21 protein-coding genes are annotated in these 21,126 nt (G+C 59.1%); 11 read left to right on the forward strand and 10 right to left on the reverse strand.

The window, feature by feature from the left end; all coding sequences use genetic code 11:
* The first annotated feature begins 9 nt into the window (after window positions 1–9).
* The 3 genes from B5V00_RS02540 to B5V00_RS02550 all read left to right on the forward strand — a co-directional run bounded on the left by B5V00_RS02540 (window position 10) and on the right by B5V00_RS02550 (window position 2,708).
* On the forward strand, window positions 10–1,182 hold the full coding sequence (locus tag B5V00_RS02540; protein WP_085009188.1) for an Ig-like domain-containing domain: 1,173 nt from the start codon (window positions 10–12) through the stop codon (window positions 1,180–1,182).
* Window positions 1,183–1,371: 189 nt separating this feature from the next.
* Window positions 1,372–2,091 carry a hypothetical protein gene (locus tag B5V00_RS02545; RefSeq protein WP_085009189.1) on the forward strand — a complete coding sequence of 240 codons (720 nt, stop codon included), beginning with the start codon at window positions 1,372–1,374 and terminating at the stop codon, window positions 2,089–2,091.
* Between the two features lie 14 nt (window positions 2,092–2,105).
* Window positions 2,106–2,708: a flavodoxin family protein gene (locus B5V00_RS02550; protein ID WP_085009367.1), complete on the forward strand. Its 603-nt coding sequence runs from the start codon at window positions 2,106–2,108 to the stop codon at window positions 2,706–2,708.
* A 45-nt stretch (window positions 2,709–2,753) separates the two neighbouring features.
* Here the strand turns inward: B5V00_RS02550 and B5V00_RS02555 are convergent, their stop codons facing one another.
* Window positions 2,754–3,665 carry an IPT/TIG domain-containing protein gene (locus B5V00_RS02555; RefSeq protein WP_085009190.1) on the reverse strand — a complete coding sequence of 304 codons (912 nt, stop codon included), beginning with the start codon at window positions 3,663–3,665 and terminating at the stop codon, window positions 2,754–2,756.
* Window positions 3,666–3,963: 298 nt separating this feature from the next.
* Between B5V00_RS02555 and B5V00_RS02560 the strand changes: the two genes are divergently transcribed.
* A complete protein-coding gene (locus B5V00_RS02560) occupies window positions 3,964–4,389 on the forward strand; it encodes a hypothetical protein (RefSeq protein WP_085009191.1) in 426 nt (141 codons plus the stop codon).
* Window positions 4,390–4,628: 239 nt separating this feature from the next.
* On the forward strand, window positions 4,629–7,208 hold the full coding sequence (locus B5V00_RS02565; protein ID WP_085009192.1) for a hypothetical protein: 2,580 nt from the start codon (window positions 4,629–4,631) through the stop codon (window positions 7,206–7,208).
* Window positions 7,209–7,308: 100 nt separating this feature from the next.
* On the opposite strand, the gene B5V00_RS02570 is transcribed toward B5V00_RS02565, so the two are convergent.
* From B5V00_RS02570 to B5V00_RS02590, 5 genes are all read right to left on the reverse strand, one after another.
* Window positions 7,309–7,758 carry a DMT family transporter gene (locus B5V00_RS02570; RefSeq protein WP_085009193.1) on the reverse strand — a complete coding sequence of 150 codons (450 nt, stop codon included), beginning with the start codon at window positions 7,756–7,758 and terminating at the stop codon, window positions 7,309–7,311.
* Between the two features lie 32 nt (window positions 7,759–7,790).
* A complete protein-coding gene (locus B5V00_RS02575) occupies window positions 7,791–8,711 on the reverse strand; it encodes an ABC transporter permease (RefSeq protein ID WP_085009194.1) in 921 nt (306 codons plus the stop codon).
* Complete coding sequence (locus B5V00_RS02580) at window positions 8,708–9,784, reverse strand: ABC transporter permease (protein WP_085009195.1); 1,077 nt, start codon at window positions 9,782–9,784, stop codon at window positions 8,708–8,710. The genes B5V00_RS02575 and B5V00_RS02580 overlap by 4 nt, the downstream gene beginning before the upstream one ends.
* Window positions 9,781–11,289: an ABC transporter ATP-binding protein gene (locus B5V00_RS02585; RefSeq protein WP_085009196.1), complete on the reverse strand. Its 1,509-nt coding sequence runs from the start codon at window positions 11,287–11,289 to the stop codon at window positions 9,781–9,783. The genes B5V00_RS02580 and B5V00_RS02585 overlap by 4 nt, the downstream gene beginning before the upstream one ends.
* A 234-nt stretch (window positions 11,290–11,523) precedes the next feature.
* A complete protein-coding gene (locus tag B5V00_RS02590; protein WP_085009197.1) occupies window positions 11,524–12,648 on the reverse strand; it encodes a BMP family ABC transporter substrate-binding protein in 1,125 nt (374 codons plus the stop codon).
* A gap of 176 nt (window positions 12,649–12,824) precedes the next feature.
* Here B5V00_RS02590 and B5V00_RS02595 point away from each other — a divergent pair, with 176 nt between their 5' ends.
* The 4 genes from B5V00_RS02595 to B5V00_RS02610 all read left to right on the forward strand — a co-directional run bounded on the left by B5V00_RS02595 (window position 12,825) and on the right by B5V00_RS02610 (window position 14,926).
* The gene (locus B5V00_RS02595) at window positions 12,825–13,316 is read left to right on the forward strand and encodes a GNAT family N-acetyltransferase (protein WP_085009198.1); all 492 of its coding nucleotides are present in this window, start codon (window positions 12,825–12,827) and stop codon (window positions 13,314–13,316) included.
* 72 nt (window positions 13,317–13,388) lie between these two features.
* A complete protein-coding gene (locus B5V00_RS02600; protein WP_085009199.1) occupies window positions 13,389–13,766 on the forward strand; it encodes a hypothetical protein in 378 nt (125 codons plus the stop codon).
* Window positions 13,767–13,841: 75 nt separating this feature from the next.
* Window positions 13,842–14,090, forward strand: a complete 249-nt coding sequence (locus B5V00_RS02605; protein ID WP_085009200.1) for a hypothetical protein — start codon at window positions 13,842–13,844, stop codon at window positions 14,088–14,090.
* Between the two features lie 5 nt (window positions 14,091–14,095).
* Window positions 14,096–14,926 (forward strand): hypothetical protein, encoded by an 831-nt coding sequence (locus tag B5V00_RS02610; protein WP_085009201.1) that lies wholly within the window; start codon window positions 14,096–14,098, stop codon window positions 14,924–14,926.
* 15 nt (window positions 14,927–14,941) lie between these two features.
* Here B5V00_RS02610 and B5V00_RS02615 read toward each other — a convergent pair whose 3' ends face one another.
* The 4 genes from B5V00_RS02615 to B5V00_RS02630 all read right to left on the reverse strand — a co-directional run bounded on the left by B5V00_RS02615 (window position 14,942) and on the right by B5V00_RS02630 (window position 17,888).
* Window positions 14,942–15,211 carry a hypothetical protein gene (locus B5V00_RS02615; protein ID WP_085009202.1) on the reverse strand — a complete coding sequence of 90 codons (270 nt, stop codon included), beginning with the start codon at window positions 15,209–15,211 and terminating at the stop codon, window positions 14,942–14,944.
* Window positions 15,212–15,279: 68 nt separating this feature from the next.
* Window positions 15,280–16,041: a c(7)-type cytochrome triheme domain-containing protein gene (locus tag B5V00_RS02620; RefSeq protein WP_085009203.1), complete on the reverse strand. Its 762-nt coding sequence runs from the start codon at window positions 16,039–16,041 to the stop codon at window positions 15,280–15,282.
* Window positions 16,041–16,829, reverse strand: coding sequence for a c(7)-type cytochrome triheme domain-containing protein (locus B5V00_RS02625; RefSeq protein WP_085009204.1), 789 nt, complete (start codon window positions 16,827–16,829; stop codon window positions 16,041–16,043). The genes B5V00_RS02620 and B5V00_RS02625 overlap by 1 nt, the downstream gene beginning before the upstream one ends.
* A gap of 303 nt (window positions 16,830–17,132) precedes the next feature.
* Window positions 17,133–17,888, reverse strand: a complete 756-nt coding sequence (locus B5V00_RS02630) for an SIMPL domain-containing protein (protein WP_085009205.1) — start codon at window positions 17,886–17,888, stop codon at window positions 17,133–17,135.
* A 202-nt stretch (window positions 17,889–18,090) separates the two neighbouring features.
* Here B5V00_RS02630 and B5V00_RS02635 point away from each other — a divergent pair, with 202 nt between their 5' ends.
* Window positions 18,091–19,044, forward strand: coding sequence for a GntR family transcriptional regulator (locus B5V00_RS02635; protein WP_085009206.1), 954 nt, complete (start codon window positions 18,091–18,093; stop codon window positions 19,042–19,044).
* Window positions 19,045–21,018, forward strand: a complete 1,974-nt coding sequence (locus tag B5V00_RS02640) for a hydantoinase/oxoprolinase family protein (protein WP_085009207.1) — start codon at window positions 19,045–19,047, stop codon at window positions 21,016–21,018.
* Window positions 21,019–21,126: the final 108 nt, after the last annotated feature.

Genomic DNA, 21,126 nt, shown 5'->3' on the forward strand with positions numbered 1-21,126 from the left:
GAACCCGATATGAGAACAATCAAGATCATTCAGCTGTTGATAATAATTTCCCTGTTGTCACTGCTGTCCGCCTGCGGCGGCGGAGGCGGCGGCACATCAGAACCGGCGCCGACCACCCTCAGCGGGCGGGTCGCTGACGGCTACCTCACCGGCGCGCGGGTATTTCTTGACCGCAACGGCAATCGATCCCTCGACGCGGGGGAACCCTGGGACATCACCTCCGCGGGAGGCCATTTCAGCCTGCAGGTCGCCCCGGGTGATGGCGACCGCTACCCGGTCGTCGCCGAAATCATCGCCGGACAGACGATCGATGAAGATCAACCGCAGGAAACGATTGCCGCCGGCTATCGCCTGATCGCGCCGGCGGGTCAGTGGACCTTTATTTCCCCCCTGACAACCCTGGTCAAGAACGAGCGGGACAAGACCCCCACCCTTTCACTGCCGGAAGCCGAAACCCGGATCCGTTCGCAGCTCGGCCTCGGTGCGGGGATCTCCCTGTTCGACGACTACATCCAGTCCGACGACAGCAACGCGGCGGCGGCCCATCATGCCGCCGGTATCGTCGCCGGGCTGATGGGAACCCTGGAGAATCTGATCGAACAGAATGTCGGCACTGCGCTGACAGACGACCAGCGAACAGCAGTGGAACTGATGATCGACGACCAGATCAAGGCCCGACAGGCCATGATCGCCGAAAGCCTTGCCGCGGCAGGAAACCCGACGACCAGGGAGGCGACCGAAGCGGCGATACTGGCCGACATCGACAGCAGTTCCTTGAACGCTGACCTGCTGGACCGCTATCTCGACCGCATGCAGAATCCCGCTCCGATCTGGGATATGACCGCGCCGAAGATCCTCAACCAGGTACCCGCGATCGACAGCAAAACCTCCATCGATGTCGTCATCTCCCTCGGTTTTGACGAAAAGCTTGACCCGGTCTCTGTTTCGACCGATTCACTACAGCTGATCGGCCCATCCGGGCCATTAAGCGGGACACTTACCTACGACCCTGACACCCGGCAGCTGGCGTTCACTCCCGATGACTACCTGATGGCCTATACCGACTACCGGGTTGAGCTGACGGGAGTCACGGACCTGTACGGCAACCCCCTGGAACACCCCCTGGTCTGGAGTTTCACCACCATTTTCGATCAATTACCACCGGCACTTCCCGATTTCTGATCCCTGCCTCCCCTCTCCCCTGAGAGTCAGGAACCAACTCTCGGGGGAGAGGAGATATCCATGCTTGCCCTCAGCTTCGTTCCTGATACTATTATTTTTTTCTAAAATCGTCAGGAGCCCTCACCCCGAAAAACACCCCTGTGAGCTCCTGCCCCGCCCATGCGCCTCTGACCAAAAAAAGGATTCAAAATGGACTTTATCTCGAATCATCAATGGGTCATTATCCTGGCACCCTTTTTAATCATTGCAACAATAGGCGTTATTTTAGGTACAAAGAACCTGAAACGAGAAAAAGCTGTTCGAAAAGAGGCTCAGGCTTTTGGTTACATTGCAAATGACAAAAACAACGTTAAAAAGCTTGATGATATCCCGGATTTTTTTCTCCTCGCACCACAGGGGAAACATGAAAGATTTTTACAAATACGAAATATTATAAATGGATATTTCGACAATATTGAATTCGTCATGTTTGACTACATGTCAACCTACAGCAAAGGAAGAACAAATATTATAACTGCGTTGGCCTTTCCTTTACCAGACGACATTCATTGTGATTTTTTATTAACACCAATAGACAGGATTTCACGCATACATAAATACGCAATAGATATTGCATCGAATTATAGTTCCTTAAATCCTGAATACAGAAAAATCGACGTCATCGACAATGGCGACTTTTCTGACAACTATCTTCTGTACTCCAACAATGAACAAACGGTTAAGAGATTATTTAACGAAAACACCATCCGGATTCTTTCAAAAAAACATTCACGGGGATGGCATATTGTTTGTAAAAATGGCTGGATGAACCTGTACCACAGTAATAAAACCGTGACCCCCGGAGATATGCATGATTTTCTGAAAAAAGCTAAAACGATCTATGAAACGATACTTGCGGAACAGACTTGAAACGGGACGGGGACATGGCTGAAGACCAAAAAGCCCTCGCTATTATCGGCAGCTATCGTCAAGGCGGAACCATCGATAGCGTCGTCGGTGAAATCATGACGTCTCTGGAAGAGTCGGGGCTGAAGACGGAAACAATCTATCTTCGGGAACAGCACATTGAGTTTTGCGCAAACTGCCGCGCCTGTCTGCAGAAACAGGGGAGTGTACGCGGAAAATGCCCGCTGGATGATGACATGGACGCCATCCTTGCCGCCATTGAAACCGCCGACTGCCTTGTCCTCGGAGCACCGGTAAATTTCGGCAATATCAATGCCCTGACCCGCGCCTTCATGGAACGCTGCATCTGTTTCGCCTATTGGCCCTGGGACACGCCGGCCCCGAAGATCAGGAAGCACCGGCCCACGAAAAAAGCACTGCTGATTTCAGCGTCTGCCGCCCCAGCCTGGCTCGGACGACATTTTTCAGGAGCCCCCGCCGCGCTGAAAAAGCTCTCCCGCATGATCGGCGCCAGACCGGTCGGCATCCTCTGGGTCGGCCTGGTCAACAGAAAAAATCCGTCTTTATCCGGCATAACAAGACGCCGGGCCCGTAAACTTGCCCGCAAACTGGTTCTCTGAGCAGGAGAGCAGCCCCCTCCCCCGCCGACATTGGTATCCCCCGGATCAGGGAAGAGAGATACCGAACGGCTCCGATTTTTTCCCATCGGGATTGATCACTTGAAAAAACAGATCCCGCACCTGACTGCTGGACGGATAGCGTTCATAGATCAGGGTTCGACAGTCACGAAAAACCAGCCGATCAGACGTTTGCTGGACACTTCCGGGGTTGCTGCCGAATCCCCTGGCATCGCTATAGATGATTCTGGAACGATGGTCAGATTCAGGAGCCCGACTGTTCGGCTGGGTTACGCTGAGAATCGAGTTGAAATAGAAGTTTCGTCCATGAATGATAATTTCGAAATGATTCACATAATCCTCTCCCCGCTCAATGCTGTCAATTGAGGGGATATCATTGACCCACAGGGAATGCGGCAACGAGGTCTTTCCGCTGGGATTCCGCACCTGAATACCGTGAACACCCGACCTCATCGTCGAAGGAATAAAAAAACGGATCTGTCCCGAATCAACCCTCTCCATGGGAACCGAAACACCATCGAAAAGCAGACTTGCCCCGTCCAGAAAAAACCGTCCATCGACCTGGACGGATTGTTCTTCAGCAGTTCCGCAGGCATCGATATTCCGGGGCGAGATGTTGCCGATCAGCGGTGTCGGTTCAAGAATTTCGATGAATTGCGTCAGAGAGATTTCTTCGCCGACATGTTCCAGCGACAGCACGTACTCTCCCGGCTGCACATCAGGCAGAAAAAAACGCAATATGCGTGAGTTCACATCATGGACGGGAACCGTTTTCTCTCCCAGCCGGACCCGGGTCAGGCGGGAAAAAGGGCCGCCGGTCACGGTAATTTCGGTCCCCGGTTCACCACGACTCGGAGCGATCGAACTGATTTCAAAAGCCTCGGCAAAGACGGGCAGCAGTATCAAGGTGAAGAGAATTCCGGCGACTGAACGTTTCATCAGCAGCTCCCGACGGGTGGCTCAACAGGGTTTCAGGCCAACAATTCTTTTGAAATGCAAATTGAACACCAACCGGGAAATGCCGCAATCAGCACTTCCGCCACGCTGACGCCCCTGTCGCTGAAGAATAATCCACGTCAAGATGTGGAATATTCTTCAAGAAAAAACCCCGATCCCGGCCGTACCGGGCCGACCGGAAACAACAATGCGGGATGGACAATTCCGCCGGCAAGACCCTCGAATCCAGAATCATCCTGTGCTAATATCCGGGCCGGAAAAAAACAGGAGGATTACCGTTATGGCCGATCTGCACACCCCGGTTCACCAGATGGTCAGAACCGCGCTCACCGACGGCAAGGCTCTGACTTCAAAACTGATTCGCGAGCAGCGAGAGCAGAGCCGCAAAGCGGTCAGACAGGGAAAAATGATCTTCTGGATTGCCATCACCCTGCTCAACCTGGTGGTCTGGGTCAAGCTGCCCATCCCCGTCCCGTTGCGTTTCGCGATTGGCCTGCTGGCCCTGGCGACAGCCCTGATCGCGCCAATCATCTGGAGCAAAAAACATCAACTGAAACTGTACCTGCTTCAGGATGTTCCGGAAGGCCCGAAACGACGCAAAGCCGGCCCGGAAGCCAAGAGATACATTGACCAGGTCCGTGAACAGGGCCGCGCCTACGTCCGCGCCGAGATGGATATTCTCGAAGCAGGCCGGGAGAAGGGCTGAAAGCAGAGTTCCGTCAACAGCCGAGGGGGGGCGGGGACCGACACCCCCCTGCCCTCCTCTCCGCCTTCCGAAGTCTTCCAACCCCAGACCTGCCCCCATCACTCGCCGGCCTGCCCGCCCGCTCTTTCTTCTAAAGTCACCCTCCGTTCCGGTCGAAAAAAGCTTATCTTCCCGAAGCGTGATTCATCATCAATCAACCGACGGGTTCCTTTTTTCGCCAGGAAACCGAAGGAGGCATCATGACAACTTTCAAACGCATATCCTGTTCTCTGGCACCGGCAATCCTGATTGCCCTGACAATTCTCCTCGGCGGCTGCGGGGGAAGCGATTCAACCACCGGCAGCAGTGTCACAACCGCCGGCATCGGCCTGCCGACTGAAATCTCTGCCGTGTCAACCGGAACGTCAGCCGGAACCCTGAGTCTGGCGGGAAGCATCCGCACCCTGGCAACCTCGGCCGCAAATCTGCCCGCCGACTCCGATTACCGGACAACCCCGGTCGCCCGCTATGTCGACGAACCGACCCTGGAGGTGTTCGGCATCATCGAAACCATTCTCAATTCCATGGCCCAGACCCATTATGCCGATCCGGCCAATGTCGGCTCCGGTCCCTATAAAAGCATGGTTGCCTGGTACGACGAACAGGACGGCAAGACGACCAAGGATCTGGAGGAATGGATCGTCGACTCCCGACTGACGACTGAGAATGGTCAGCCGGTCAACCTGGTGCATGTCTGGGTTGTCAGTGACACGGACCCGGTCGAAGTCGAGGTAAAGATTTACCAGGCCCCCAGCCAGGCCTCCGACGGCAGCTACCTCGACTACGGTAAATGGTCGATCAATGCATTGATGACCGGACAGACGCCACCGGGCCGTTTTTACGCCGATGCGGATGTGATCGGTGGTGAAACAGTCCTGCGCCTGAGTGAAAACATGGCGCAGAGCGACACCTTCGCCGGACCGAGCGGGTCAAATACCATCACCCTCACGGCCATGACCCGGGCGATCATGCACAAAAGCAGCAGCAGCGGTTACGGCAAGGCGGAAATCAGTGACTGGAGCTACTGCTGGAACTATGATCCAGGCACCCAGGACAGCCCCTGCTATGACGGCAGCGGGAGTTTCACCCTGCCGGCGCCGCCGGTGACTTACGCCTACGACGCCAACACCCTGGCGCTGCAGATGACCGATTCAAGCAACAGCACGGTCACCAGGTACAAGGACCGCGGAAATCCGGTTGAAATCGCCTACCGCTACGGGGTCTTCGACGGCACCACCGGCGCCGACATCGAAGCGACCAGCAACTTCGGCTTCCCGGTCACCTACACCGGCAGCGGCAACACGCAGCAGTATGGCTTCTACGGTGCCTGGCAGGGACGTCACCAACTCTGGAGTCCTCAGGGGCTCATCCCCGACGGCACCGTCGTCACCAAAGAGGATTACAGCGGTCAGACCAGCGGTACCAGCTACACCACCAAAACCTTCTACGGGACCCTGACCAAACGCCTGCTCACCACGGCCGACATCAGCCAGCTGGCGGGAATCCCGGTTGAGATCTGGGTGGGGGACAGTTTCGACCTGGTCTACGACGCCGCGAACAGCCGCTGGAACAAGTGTCTCTGGGATCCAACCGCCAACGGCGGCGTGGGCGGAGAAAGCTGCAGCGACTTTACCCAGGGTCTGGTCACCCTGATCTCTGACCCCAACGGCCGCAAGCAGGTCGACATCAACTTCTGGGACATGAACAGCAACAGCAACATGATGCTGATGTACAACGGCAGCGGTTTCTACCAGAAGGATCAGGCGGGCAACATGGGCCAGGCCTTCACCCCCGCGGACAAGGACCGCCTCAATGTCTGGATGGGAGGGTCGACCTACATCGAGTACACCGGCAACTTTGCCGGCGGCGCCAGCGGCTGGGAGGAGAAAGACCTGGTCAGCTTCGACCAGCAGACCTGGACCCCGACCTTCGCCGCGAACAACCTCGGTCCCTTCGATTTCCCGGTTGATCGTGAATACTACGTCAACAACAAGGGGGTCAACTTCGTCGTCACCCGCACCGCCGTCACCGGTAGCGCCGGCGATTACCAGGTCCAGATGGAGCAGCAGCTGGTGGTCACCCCCGACAACGCGGCGACCCTGCTCACAGGTATCGACTACTTCGCCTTCCCCTGGGATGACCCGGCTTCGCGCAGTACCTACAGCTTTGATACCGCAACCATGGAGCTGCAGAACACGAGCGACAACAGCCTCGTCAACCAGGGACAGTGGGGCCTGATGGCCTACAGCGCCAACGGAACCCCCAACGACCCCAGTGACGATGTCGCCCAGAACATCCAGTTCAACTGGGAATACACCGATCCCAACAGCGGCCAGGGATGGGGCGCCGTCACCTACCTGGTGGACAGCAACGGCAACTATGTCTACCTCGATGACCCGTTACGCTTCGATCCGGTCAGCCTGAATGTCAACGGAATGCCTATCAACTTCAGCCTTGAATATGACGGTTGGATGCACGGCCTGCCCGACATGCGCTGGGAACTGGAAAAGAACGGATTCGAACTGACCCCGGAACTCGCCGGCAAAATCGTCAATCTGCCGGCCGGCACCGAATTGACCATCGGCAGCGCCAATTACTTTGTCAAACCGACCGAGATCGGCGTCATTCTGCCGACCATCAGTGCCCCGGCCAACCCGCCGGACCTGACGGCGGCAACAGCCCTCGACCTGGCCGGGCTCACCCTGCCCGCAGCACCGAGCATCGGCAGTCAACCGACCGGATTGACCGTCAGGTATGTCGAAGGAGAAATGGTGCAATAGCAAAACGAAGGGGGCTGCCAATCGGCAGCCCCCTTCGTCTCACGTCTCACGTCTCACGTCTCACGTCTCACGTCTCACATCTCACGTCTCACGTCTCACATCAAAACCATCTCACCAGCACCACCCCGATACAGACCAGCGCCACCCCGGCAATACGACCAACACTGACGGGGTGGACCGGGTAGCCGAGCCAGCCGTAATGATCGAGCAGCAACGAAGCGATCATCTGACCGGCCAGAACCAGCACCACCATGGTACTCGCACCGAGCCGCGGAGCGAGAACCACCGTCGAAGCGACAAAAAAAGCGCCGAGGATACCGCCGGTCCAGATCCACCAGGGATGCCCCGACAGAGATGCCGGACTCGGCAACGGGGTTCGGGCGAGCAGGGCGTAAACAACCAGCGTAAGGGTGCCGACGGCGAAGGAGACGGTCGCGGCCAGGACCGGTGAGCGGGTGAAAAGGTTGAGCTGGGCATTGATACCCGCCTGGGTGGGGATGGAAATTCCGGCAGCCAGCGCCATGAGCAGAAAAACCAGGTTTGCCGACATGAATAACCTCTTTCCTCAGAAAAACGTCGGTCTCACTTGCGATCCTCCCGATCATAGGGGAGACCAAGGCTCTCCGGTTGCTGACCGGCACCCTTCTGCAACCGCAGGGTCGAGATCACCAGCACCAGGATCGTGCCGATGTAGGGCAGCATCTGCAGAATATGGGCGCTGATCTCGGTGCCCATCGCCTGCATGCGCAACTGCAGAGCGGTGATCCCGCCGAACAGATAGGCCCCGAGCATCGCCCGCGGACTCGACCAGCAGGCGAAAATCACCAGCGCGACGGCGATCCAGCCGCGGCCGGCCGACATGTTTTCAATCCACATCGGTGTGTAGGCCATACTCAGGTAGGCACCACCGAGACCGACGATGCCGCTGCCGACGGCCACGGCCAGGAAGCGGTAGCGCTCCACCGGCACCCCGCAGGTATCGGCAGCGGCCGGATTTTCACCTACGGTGCGCAGGTTCAATCCCCAACGGGTGCGGTAGAAGAACAACCAGATGACGGCCACCAGCAGAAAGCTGCTGTAAATCATTGCGTCCTGGTTGAAAAATGCCTTGCCGACCAGCGGCAGCCGGGATAAGCCGGGAATGGCGATGCGACTGAAACCATCGATGGTCAGACCGACCATACCGCGCCCGAACAGGGCGGTGATGCCGATACCGAACATGGTCAGTGCCAGGCCGCTGACAATCTGGTTGCCGCGCAACTGGACACAGATCAGAGCGTGAATGGCGCCCGCCGCCATGGCGGCGACAAAGGCGACCAGCAGACCGACCGACAGGCTGCCGCAGCCATGGGCGGCACTGAAACCGGCCAGGGCGCCGATCAGCATCAGCCCCTCGATACCGAGATTGATGATCCCGGCCCGCTCACTGATCAGGGCGCCGAGGGTGGCGAACAGGATCGGTGTGCCGGCACGGACCGTGGCGTCGAGCAGGATATCGATCATGCGTCACCTCCGGCGACCCGACGGATGCGGTACTGCAGGAAAAAATCAGCGGCCAGCAGAAAAAACAGGATCAACCCCTGGAAGGCATAGATGAAGGCGATCGGCAGCTGCCAAGTGAGCTGCAGACTGTCACCACCGACCAGCAGGATGCCCATCAGAAAAGAGACGACCACCACCCCCAGGGCGCTGCGCCGCGCCAGCCAGGCAATGATGATGGCGGTGTAGCCGTAACCGGGAGAGATGCCGTGGATCAACCGGTGCTGCAGCCCGGCGACTTCACTGAATCCGGCAAGAGCGGCCAGCGCGCCGCTCAGGAAGAGGACCAGGACGATGGCGGGTCCGGTTTTCATCCCGGCATATTGCGCCGCCTGCGGATTGCTGCCGATGGCCTTGACCTCGAATCCCCAGACGGTACGTTCCATCAACAGGTAGAGCAGCAGGGCGCAGAACAGGGCCAGGAAGAAACCGCTGTGCAGCCGGGTATTGAAATAATCACCGAGACGGGCCGCGTCGGAGAACTGCGCACTGAGGGGAAAATTAAACCCCTTGGGATCCTTCCAGGCGCCGAACAGCAGGTAATCGGTCCAGAGAATGGCAATGTAATTCATCAGCAGGGTGACGATCACCTCGTTGACCTGCCAGCGGGCCCGAAGCAGCCCCGCCACCCCGGCCCAGAGACCGCCGCAGACGAAAGCCGCGACCAGCATGCAGGTCAGCATCAGCAGGTGGTTTTCGATCCCGGAGAAGAGCGCCACCCCGCTGGCGGCCATGGCGCCGATATAGATCTGCCCTTCGGCGCCGATATTCCAGATCTGCATGCGGAAGGCGAACGACACCCCCAGCCCGGCGAAAATCAGCGGCGTCGCCTTGACCAGGGTTTCGGAGAGGCCGTAAACCGAGCCGACCGATTCGCGGAAAATTTCCAGGTAGGCGGCGGCCGGATCGACCCCGGCGGCCAGCAGCAGGAAACCGGCTACAAACAGGGCCACCAGGATCGAAAGCAACGGGGCCAGAAAACGCAGCAGCGGCGCGTTCAGTTCACGCCGTTCAGTACGAAAGCGCGGCAGGCTCATGCCACCTCCTCGCCGCTCATCATCAACCCGATCGCCTCGCGCGTCGTCCGCCGCGGATCGACACAGCCGACCACCCGGCCGCGGAACATGACGGCAATGCGATCGCAGATTTTCAGCAGTTCGTCCAGATCCTCGGAAATCAGCAGGGTGCTCATCCCCCGCGCCGCGCCATCCGCCATAACCTTGTGAACATACTCGGCGCTGCCGATGTCGAGTCCGCGGGTCGGATAAAGAGCGACCAGCACCGCCGGATTCTCGGAAAGTTCGCGGGCGATGATCACCTTCTGGATATTGCCGCCGGAGAGATAGCGTACCGGGGCTCCGTCCGGACCGGCCTTGATGGCGAACTGCGCGATCTTCTCGCGGGCATTGCGGCGTATCGCCGCCCGGTCCTGAAAAATCCAGCGCCTGAATCCGGGCTGTTTGAAGCTCTTCAGAATCAGGTTGTCGTCGACACTCAGATCGGGAGCGATGCCGATACTCTTGCGATCTTCGGGGATGTGGGCGATGCCGGCGATGTAGGAACTGCGGGCGCTGCTGTGGGTGATATCCTCCCCGGCAGCGAGAATCATCCCTGAAGCCGCTTTCTTCAATCCGGTCAGGACTTCAGCGAGAGCTTTCTGGCCGTTGCCGGCCACCCCGGCGATCCCGAGGATCTCGCCCTTTCTGAGTTCCAGGCTGCAACTGTCAAGATCGGCCAGACCCCGGTCGTTGCGAACCGAGAGGTCACGGATATCGAGGACCACGTCGTCCCCGACCCGGCTTTGTTTCTGCCATTGCGGCACCTGGTCGTCGCCGATCATCAACCCCGCCAGCCTGGCCTGGTCAAAATCACCGCGGACCAGGGTGGTCAGGCTGCGGCCTTTCTTCAAGACCGTCACCCGGTCGGAGATCTCCATCACCTCGCGCATCTTGTGGGAGATGAAGATCACGCTTTTGCCCTGCTCCCGGAGCCGGGTCAGAACCGCGAACAGCCGCTCGCTCTCCTGCGGGGTCAGTACCGCCGTCGGCTCGTCGAGGATCAACAGCCGGCAGTCGCGCATCAGCAGCTTGATCAGTTCGATCCATTGCTGGGCGCCGATGGAAAGCTTCCAGACAGGACTGTCAAGATCGAGGCCGAGGTCGAATTCATCGATCACCTGCTGGATGCGTGCCCGGAACCGGCGCCGGGAAAAGAAACCCGGCACCCCGTCAAGAGCCAGGAGAATATTCTCGAACACACTGTGGGCCGGAACCAGCATGAAATGCTGGTGGACCATGCCGATGCCGCAGGCCAGCGAAGCGCGCGGACTGGCAAAGCGCACCTCGCGGCCGGCAAACAGCATCCGCCCGCGATCGGGCCGGTAAAGCCCGGTGAGGATGTTCATCAGGGTGCTCTTGCCGGCGCCGTTCTCTCCCAGCAGGGTATGGATCTCCCCCGGCGCGACCGAAAAGGAGACGCTGTCGAGCGCCACCACCCCGGGGAAGGTCTTGCGGATATGTTCGATCTGCAGCAGGTCGGGCATGTTTACCGTAATGAATGACAGGGGAACCCCCCGGGCCGCCAAGTGCGCCAAGAAGGTCAAAAATACATTATTAACGCAGAGGCGGAGAGGGGCTGAGATGGAGAGAAAATCTTTTGGAGTTAAAACCAAAAACAGCCTTTTGTTTTCTCTGCGTTCTCTCCCTCTCCGCGACTCTCCGTTGAAAAAGGTTTTCTTAGCGCTCCTGGCGTCTTGGCGGCAAAAATGCCAGGCAGGTTATTTCGGGATCGTTCCCTGGACCCCGGCAACAAAATAATTCATCCCCAGCAGATCAGCGTCGGCGATGACGGCCCCCGCCGCCACCACCTCCTTGCCGTCCTGGTCGCTGATCGGCCCGGCAAACGGTTTCAGGGTACCGGCAACGATCGCGGCGGTCTTCTCCTTGACCAGGGCCTTGACGTCGGCCGGAACCTTGTCACTCAGCGGCGCCAGGCGCACCAGGTCCTTGTCCATCCCCCACCAGATCTGCCGCGATTTCCAGGTGCCGTCCTTCACCTCAGCGGCAACCTTGGTGTAAAGCGCGCCCCAGTTCCAGACCGGCGCGGTCAGAAAAGAGTTCGGGGCGAACTTGCGCATGTCGGAGTTGTAGCCGATGACATAGGCGCCGCGGGCCTCGGCGGCCTGCAGGGTGGCCGGAGCATCCTGGTGCATGGTCAGCACATCGGCGCCGACATCAAGCAGGCTGTCGGCGGCATCCCGCTCGACGCCGGGATCAAACCAGGTCTGGGTCCAGACCACCTTCACCACGGCCTTGGGATTGACACTGCGCACGCCGAGAGCGAAGGCGTTGATACCGCGGATCACCTCGGGAATCGGGAAGGCACCGACATAACCGATGACATTCGACTTGGTCATCTTGCCGGCGATGATGCCGGAGAGGTAGCGCGGCTGATACATGCGACCGAAATAGGTGCCGACATTGTCAGCGGTCTTGTAACCCGAACAGTGCATGAAAACCGTATCGGGATGCTTCTTCGCCACCTCCAGGGTTGCATCCATGAAACCGAAACTGGTGGTGAAGACCAGGTTGCAGCCCTTGTTCACCAGGCCGGTAATGGCCCGCGTAGCCTCAGCCCCTTCATGGACCGATTCGAGGAAGATTGAAGGTTCGACGAAGGGAAGCTTTTCCATCGCCTTCCTGCCCTGGTCGTGGGCATAGGTCCAGCCGCCGTCGCCGACCGGGCCGACATAGACAAAACCGGCCTTGACCTGCTTTTCCGCCGCCTGCGGCGCGGGTTTCTCAGCCGTCTTCGTCGAAGCGGCCTCTTCCTGCTTGTTGCAGCCGGTCAGGGCCAGGGCGAGAAAAACGATACAGAACGCGAAACGGGTCGTAACTTTCATTCCATGCACCTTTCGTTTGGTGATAGTAAATTCAGGGAAACTTCCTTGTAATTGAGTCGGGCTTCGGTGTCAAGTTTCGAGACCGGAGAAACTGGCGACCGTGGAGACATTCAGCGGTTGATTTTTCCCCCGTTTTGGCCGAGGATTTGTCGAAATCCATCCATGGTGAGCGTCCGATGAACTTTCGCAATGCCGAACAACATGACTGGCCGACCATCCTCGCGATTTACAACCAGGCGGTCGAAGAATCCTTCTGTACCGCCGATACCGAGCCGGCGACCCTGGACAGTCGACGGGGCTGGCTCGAACAGCACAGCGCCGGCCGCTACCCGATCCTGCTCGCCGAAGAGAACGGAACCATCCTCGGCTGGTGCAGCCTCAGCCCCTACCGCCCGGGACGCAGGGCCCTGGCCGGCGTTGCCGAAGTCAGCTACTACCTCGACCGGCAGGCCCGCGGCCGGGGGCTGGCCGGGCAATTGCTCAAGCAGGCGATCCACACGGCCCGGCAGCAGAATTTCCACACCCTGATTGCCATCCTGATGGACGTCAACCGGCCGAGCCGCAGACTGCTGGAAAAATTCCATTTCGAACGTTGGGGGCACCTGCCGGACGTGGCCTGCTTTCCCGAGGGATGTTGCGGTCAGTACCTCTACGGCTTGAAAATCTGAAACTTCAGCGCTGCGTCCCCCCAAAGACCGGAGACCTGCTACACTTGAAGCGATGATTCCAAGGAGGCCCGCATGCCCCGCACCCCCCGCGGCACCCCGGAACGCCGCAACTCCGGGCGAGACCCCAATCTCCACGTCCTGCGCGCCGCCGGGCTGCTTGGCTGGCTCTGCCTGCTCGCCGGGCTGCTGGTGCTGGCTGCCGCCAAGCCGGAAACCCAGGGTTATTTCGATCGGGTCAATGATATCCAGCGCCGACTTTACTGGAAACGTGACCTGCTCCATTATGCTCTCAATTTCTTCATCGCCGGCTTCGGCTTCAGCATCGCCGGGCTGATCTTCAATGCCACCCGCCTGAAACGCCAGGGGGATTTCATCTACATCTCCGTCATCCTGCTCGGTATCGCCAGCCTGGCAGCCATCGTCGGCTACCTGCTCGCCTTTACCGGCTGATTCTGTTACCATCCGCAAGAATTCTTTTATCCGCGGAACGGACACATCCTGTCCCGACCTCTGCAGGCGCACCCGATGAATTTATACGCACTGACCGAACAATTCACCCTGCTCTGGCAAAACAATCCCTACGTGATCTACGCCGCGGCGGCGGGTCTGCTGTTGCTGGCGATATTCAAACGCAAAACCTTTTTCCGATTGCTGGCCTTCCTGCTCTTCATCGGCGGTGTCTACCTGGTCGTCAGTCAATTGGGAAAAAGCCTGGACACCGGCATCAGGAATACTGAAGAAATGACCACCAAAACCCAGAAAGCACTGGAGTAATCCCGATGAACCGCCCCCTGCTGCACGTTTTCCGCAACACGCCCTTCGGTCGCGAAACCCTGCTGCAATCGGCCTATACCTGCCGCCGCATGCAGCGTCCGCTCGATATCTACCTGCCGAAGGATAAAAAATTCCTCTTCTATTTCGACAACGAGGTGGTGCAGGTCGACCTCGACCGTTCCTACCTGCACCAGCCGGAAACGGCACAAGAGAATGCCGAAGCGATGCTGCAGCTGGGGCCGACGCTGACAACCCGTTTTTTCCAGGCGGAGAAATATACCGCCACCGGCCTGCCCGACCTGTCGCCCGGATACGGCATGATGACCTGTCCGCGATCGATGAGCGACCAGACCAGCCGCATCGGTCTCGGCTTCATCGGCTCGAAGGTGCGGCGCATCCTGCAGACCGCCCCCTTTCCGATCCTCATCCCCTCCCCGGTCTACAAGCCCTGGACACGCCTGGCGGTCCTCTACGGCGGTTCCGACGCTGCCGCCGGGGCGCTGCGACTGGCACTGAAGATTCAGCAACGCTGCAACGTGGAACTGAGAATTTTCAGCCTGGGAGATCGGAAAGAGCTTTCAGCTCACCTGGAACAGCAGGGGCTGGCGGATAAAATTCAACGGGAGAACTGGCACGTTTTTTCGTCCGGGCGGATCGGCGATCATCTCAACCAGGTTCCACACGACGCGCTGGTGGTGCTCGGCGCCTACGGCCATGGACCGATCAAGGCCCTGTTCGGCAGTACCATGGAGACGATTCAGGCCGGTCTGCCGAACAACCTGCTGGTGACCGGTCCGAAATTCAACGCATTGACGACTCAGGATGCTGCCGACTGATTCCGCATGCCCGGCTCACTGCGCCGGCTTTTCCTCTCCATCCGCGGCAGCCTCAGCGCGATAGGCGAGAAAAGAACCGCAGCGTTTGAGCCGGAACAACCAGACCTTGTCGGCAGGATTCCGCTCGGCTTCGAGTTTCTCCACCAGTGAGCGGACGGTACTGGCCGCCGCCGGGATCTCTTCATCTGGCAGCGTAGCGCAACGGGCGCAGAGCGCCAGGGCGGTTTCAATCTCGGGCGACATCTCAACCGCCGTCCCCTTTGCCGGCAGCAGCAGGACGAGCATCACACCCCATCCCGAGACCCATAACATCGATCTCCGCACTACTCTCAACAGATCTCTCCCCGATCTCATCATCGCTGCCTGATCCCCGGATGACAGAGTTCGCATTCATCCAGCGGAAATGCGACATCCAGGTGACAGACTCCGCAGAATTTACCCTCCAGGATGTAACGCATCTCGAAATGTTTGGTGGTTTTCTTCTTGATATTGAAAATATCCGGATGACAATTGGCACAGTCCAGCCAGGGGACATGGGTGGCATGGTCGAAAATCGCCGGGGTCACCATCGACCAGTTGGCTTTCAACTCCAGGCGTTTGTTGAAATCCAGCGGTTTTTCCTCCGGACGATAGATGCTGTACTTCGGCGTGATCAATCCCTTCTGCAGCGCCCGGGTCCAGTTGATGCCGTTGCCGAAACCGGTCGGCGGCAACGTCCGCTGCAGTTTGAGAAACGACTGCTTGTCGATTTCCGCCTTGCCGGTATGACAGCGGGCGCAATTTTCATCGGTAGGACCGAAAGCGACCACCCCGTCGTGACAGGTACCGCAGTACATCCCCTCGCGATTGGCCTGCTCGGTGATCTCGGTGCGGTTGACCTTGAAATCGAAACCAAGTTCGAAATGACAGACACGGCAGGTATACCGCGTCCGGTGGGTCCAGTGAGAGAAAAAGACCGGCTTCTGCCCGGCTTTGGTGGAAACCCGGTCGATCACCAGATCCCCGTAACGATGCTGCGGAGGGGGAACCGGAAGCTTGAAGATACTCCCCTCAACCAGTCCCGCCAGCAGCAGTCCCGCCAGCAGCGCCAACAACAGCCTCCTGGCGCGCATCATCAAAAGACCGGTCGACTGTGGCAGCGCTGACAGTCGATGTTGGGAAAGGCAACCTTGTCATGGCAGACACCGCAGAACCGGCCGTCGAAAATATCCTGCATGCTGTAGGGCTTGGCCCCCTTGCGGATCGGGAAAATCTCCGGATGGCAGGTCTCGCAACCGTTCCAGACGGCATGCTTGCGGTGTGAGAAGATGATGTCCGGCATCTTGTCTTCCTTGGCCGACAGGTCGATATCTTCCGGGTCCTGGATTTTGGCGTGGTGAACCGAATAGCCCTCGCGATAATCAACCAGCTTCAGTAAACCCTCTTCTTCGGCCTTGAGCCAGTCGATGCCGTTACCGAAGCGTTCACGCGGCATGGTACGCCGAAAACTGTTGAAATCATTTTTGAATTTAACATTCTTACCGACCGAATGACAGCGTTCGCACTGATCCTGCTTAACACCGTCGGTGCCGGTTGTAACGGCCGCGAAGGCCAGTTTACCGTCATGGCAGGCGCCGCAGTAAAGACCTGCCCGGTTGTCGGCCTCGGTGATCCCGGTAGCGCCGGCCTGCATGGCGAAGCCGAGATCGACATGACAGAGACGACAGGTGAATTTCGACCGATGCAGCCAGTGTGGAAAGGCCACCGCGGCCTGTCCCTTGGCAGTCGAGCCGTTGTCGATCACCACTCGGCCGAACTCGCTCAACTTGGGACGTTTCTTCTTCACCCCGAAGGTTTCCGCGCCGGCAACCGAAAATCCGGCCGCCACCAGCAACAGCACCACTCCCGTAACAAGTTTCTTCACAGCCGCCCCTTTTGCCAGAACCGGTTGATTCAGGCGTCATCCTGAATCAGTGAGTTCCTGTTGGATGGAGAGTGCAAGTGCTTGGCCTGAATGAGGTTTCCAAAAATCTGAAGCGCACCCATAGGTTCGCTGGTGATTTTTGGGAAGCTCAGGCAGAGCAATGACTTGGGCTATCCGCCGACAAGGGACTCACTGATTCAGGGTTATACAGCACTGGATCTGAAACTACGGTAATTCATGAAACAATTAAACCCTAATCGTGTTTTATTTTCAATGATATTTCTCTAAAACTCCCAAAAGACTTTATTGACCTGAACGAACCGCTCCCGCCCCGGGAAGCAGTGCGAACGTCAGCGTGACCGCAGCCCGTACCTGCAGATCATCCGGGGCGATAATCGGAGGTGCCGCCTCGGCTGACATGCTTCTGACCATGGCGGCACCGGGCAAAGGACGGACCGGTGGCCCGTCCTGCGAGCCGATCGCCAGTTGCCTGATCGCGCCAAGTCGCATCCCCGCCGCCGCCGCGGCGTTCCCGGCATCCTCCCGACCATGGGCCACCGCCTCGGCGATCGCCTGCTGCCGATACTTGCGAGGATCGGACAGACCGAAGCTCAACTGGCCGATCTCATCGGCACCGGCCTGGCGGGCCGCTTCGATCAGGGCACCGATCAGTGACAACCTGGCAGTTTTGATATTGAGACTGTTGTGGACAGTGTAACCGACAATTTCGGGGCGCCAGTCGCGGGGCGCGCTGCGCGGTCGGGATGACCAGCGCGGCTGCAACCGGAACAGCCCGGTACTGTACTCCCCCTTGTTGAGTCCGGCACGGATCAGGGCTTTTTCAACCTGCCGCATGGCACGGCTGTTTTGCTCCAGCGCCGCGCCGGCGCCACGATCTTCACTGACAACCCCGACACTGAACCGCACCTGGTCGGCAGCAACCTGCAGCAACGCATCGCCCCGCACCACCAGCTCCGCGCGCTGCGGAGCGTCAGGGCTGTCAACAGCCCAGCAGGTCAACGGGACCGATACCATCAGCAAAATCAGCAGTTTTTTCATCTTTGTCTCCTTTCTGCCTGAATCAGCATATCACCTGACCCGGCAAGTTCAGCACCGCCCGGCATTGCCCCTCGATTAACGACGCTTGACTATGGTTATTATGTCTGCTCCACGCCCGGCCACAGAGGGCAATCATCACTTCGGCCCCATTGGATAAAATATTGTTTGTTTTTTCTTGCCCGAACAAAATAACCGGGGCACCATGCAGATTATGACGGAATCATCCCTCAACAAAATCCTGCCGAAACAGCACTACCTGCAGCTGCGCCTGCTCGACCGGGTGCTGGAAAACCCGGGCGACCGGTTTCCGCTCGGCGAGGAGGCCGCCCGCACCTACGGCGTCAACATCAACACCGCCCGCAAAGCCTTCGCCCTGCTGGCCGCCGAAGGGATCATCGAACGCCGGCGCAAGGCCGGCAGCAGGGTTCTGCGTCAACCCGGAGAGGAACAGGCCGCGACCTATCGGCGTGCCAAAGACCAGATGTTCTCCCTGCTGCGTGATCTGGAACTGAGCGGATTCAGCGCTCTGGAAATGATCGCCATGGCGGTCAGCGCTCTGGAGGAGATCGGCCACCGGATTCCGCGCGTGGTCTATACGGAACTCGATTTTTACGAATTGCTGCTCGGTCGCCGGGAACTGGAACTGGCTCTCGGACTTCCGGTCCAACCCAGGCACCTGGACGAAGTGGAGCGCCTGCTGCAATGCGGCGCACTGCAGGCCGACCTGGTGATCACCACCTTTTTCTGCGAAAATCGCCTGCGCGAAAGCTGCGAACAGCAGGGCGTTCCGCTGGTGCCGTTGCGGATCACCCCGCCGCTGGAACAACTGCTCAACTTCCCGCTGCTGCCGCGGGACACGCAGATCACCATGGTGGTCATCTCCCCGCAGATCCGCCATCGTGTTGATGAATTCTACCCTCACATCGGCAGGGACTTTCCCGGTTTCAGCGTTCTGACCCTGGAAGAAGCCAGGCAGCAGCCCCGGCGCCTGCAACAAAGCCGCATCCTGCTGACCCAGAAACTGATCCTGGAAGAAAACAGAGACCTGTTCCGCACCATCCCGCGGATCATCAGCTACAACCGTTTTCAGGACGACGAAGGGCTCGACTACATACGCGAGATCCTGAACCGGACGAACATATCGGAGGAAGACTGAATGCTCACCATAGGCGTCGATACCGGCGGAACCTTTACCGATTTCATCTGGCGCAAAGGCGATCAGTGGGGGGAATACAAACTCCTTTCAACGCCGCGCAACCCGGCCGAGGCGGTATTGGCGGGTCTGCGGCACATCGCCGGAGAAAAGGCCGTTGACCTGGTGCATGGTTCAACCGTGGCGACCAACGCCATCCTGGAGAAAAAGGGAGCGCTCACCGCCCTGGTCAGCAACCGGGGATTCGAGGATGTCATCGAGATCGGTCGTCAGAACCGGCCCCGGCTTTACGATCTGGCCTGCCGCCGCAATCCGCCGCTGGTGCCGGGCGGACTGCGTTTCGGTCTTTCCGGGCGCATCGACAACACCGGTCGGGAGATGGAACCGCTGTCGGACGAAGACCTCGCCGCTCTGGGCGAAAAGCTGCGTGACGCCCAGGTTGAATCGATTGCCGTCTGCCTGCTCTTCTCCTTCGCCAACCCCCGCCATGAACTGCAGGTGCAGAAGGCCCTGGAGCCGCTCGGCATTCCGGTCTCCCTTTCTCATCAGACCCTGTCCGAATTCCGCGAGTACGAACGGGCCTCGACCACCGTCATCAACGCCTACGTTTCACCGAAAATGCGCCGTTACCTGACCTTTCTGAGTGAACAGATCGGCAGCAGCCGTTTTCGCATCATGCAGAGCAACGGCGGCAGCATCTCGGCCGCGACTGCCATGCAGGAATCGGTGCGCACCATCCTCTCCGGACCCGCGGGGGGAGCCGTCGGGGCGTTGGAGATCGGCCGCCAGTCCGGCTTCGAAAGACTGATCACCTTCGACATGGGCGGCACCTCCACCGATGTCTGCCTGATCGACGGCCAACTGCCGCTGACCACCGAGGCGCAGATCGCCGACTACCCGGTCAAGGTGCCGATGATCGACATCCATACCGTCGGTGCCGGCGGTGGTTCCCTGGCGACAATCGACACCGGCGGCTCGCTGCAGGTCGGCCCGGAGAGCGCCGGGGCCGACCCCGGTCCCATCTGTTACGGCAGGGGGGCGGGCATCACTGTCACCGATGCCAACCTCTACCTCGGACGCATGGTCGCCGATCACTTTCTCGGCGGCGGTATGCAACTGCAGAGCGGGCGCCTTCAGGAACCGTTCCGGCAACTGGCGGAACAGCTCGGAATCGGCACCCACGAACTGGCCGAAGGTGTCCTGGATATCGCCAACACCACCATGGAACGCGCAATCAAGGTGATCTCCGTGGAACGGGGCTTTGATCCGCGCGAATTCACCCTCTTCTCCTTCGGCGGCGCCGGCGGCATGCACGCCGCCTTTCTCGCCCGCCTGCTGCAGATCCCGCGGGTTCTTATCCCGCGCAATCCCGGCATTCTCTCGGCCTGCGGCATGCTGATGGCGGACGTCATCAAGGATTACTCGCAGACGATTATGCGTCCCGCCGACGGACTCAACCCGAACGAAGCCGAACAGCTGTTCCAGCCGCTCGAACGGCGCGGCGAGGAGGAACTCGCCGCGGAAGGGGTTGCTGCCGGACGGACCGTCCATCAGCGCTACCTCGACATGCGCTACCGGGGGCAGTCTTTCGAGCTGATGGTGCCCTTCAGCGCAGACTTCGTCGCCGCCTTCCACCGCCAGCATGAGAGAACTTACGGCTACGCCAATCCCGACAAGCAGGTCGAAGTGGTCAATGTCCGCCTGCGCTCCCTCGGTCGACCACGACAGCAGAGTCTGCCGGAGATCGAAACGGGCGGATCAGAACCGTCAGCGGCAGCCATCCTCAGCCGTCACAAGGTGGTCTTCGACGGGGTCGAGGCAGCAACCGGCATCATTGACCGCGAAAAGCTGCGGGCCGGCAACCGCATCCCCGGTCCCTGCATCATCATTGAATATTCCTCGACCATCGTCGTGCCCCCCTTCGCGGTGGCGACAGTGGATAAATTCGGCAACCTGCTGCTGGAGATTGAAGCTTAGAAGAGCGGCTAAGGGCGAAAGGCGAAAGGTGAGATCCGAACTGCCTCCGCATTCAAGCTTTTCCCCACGGCCTTCAGCCCTTGGCCTTTAGCCCTTGGCCTTTCACCC

Source organism: Geothermobacter hydrogeniphilus, assembly GCF_002093115.1.
GTDB classification, from domain to species: domain Bacteria; phylum Desulfobacterota; class Desulfuromonadia; order Desulfuromonadales; family Geothermobacteraceae; genus Geothermobacter_A; species Geothermobacter_A hydrogeniphilus.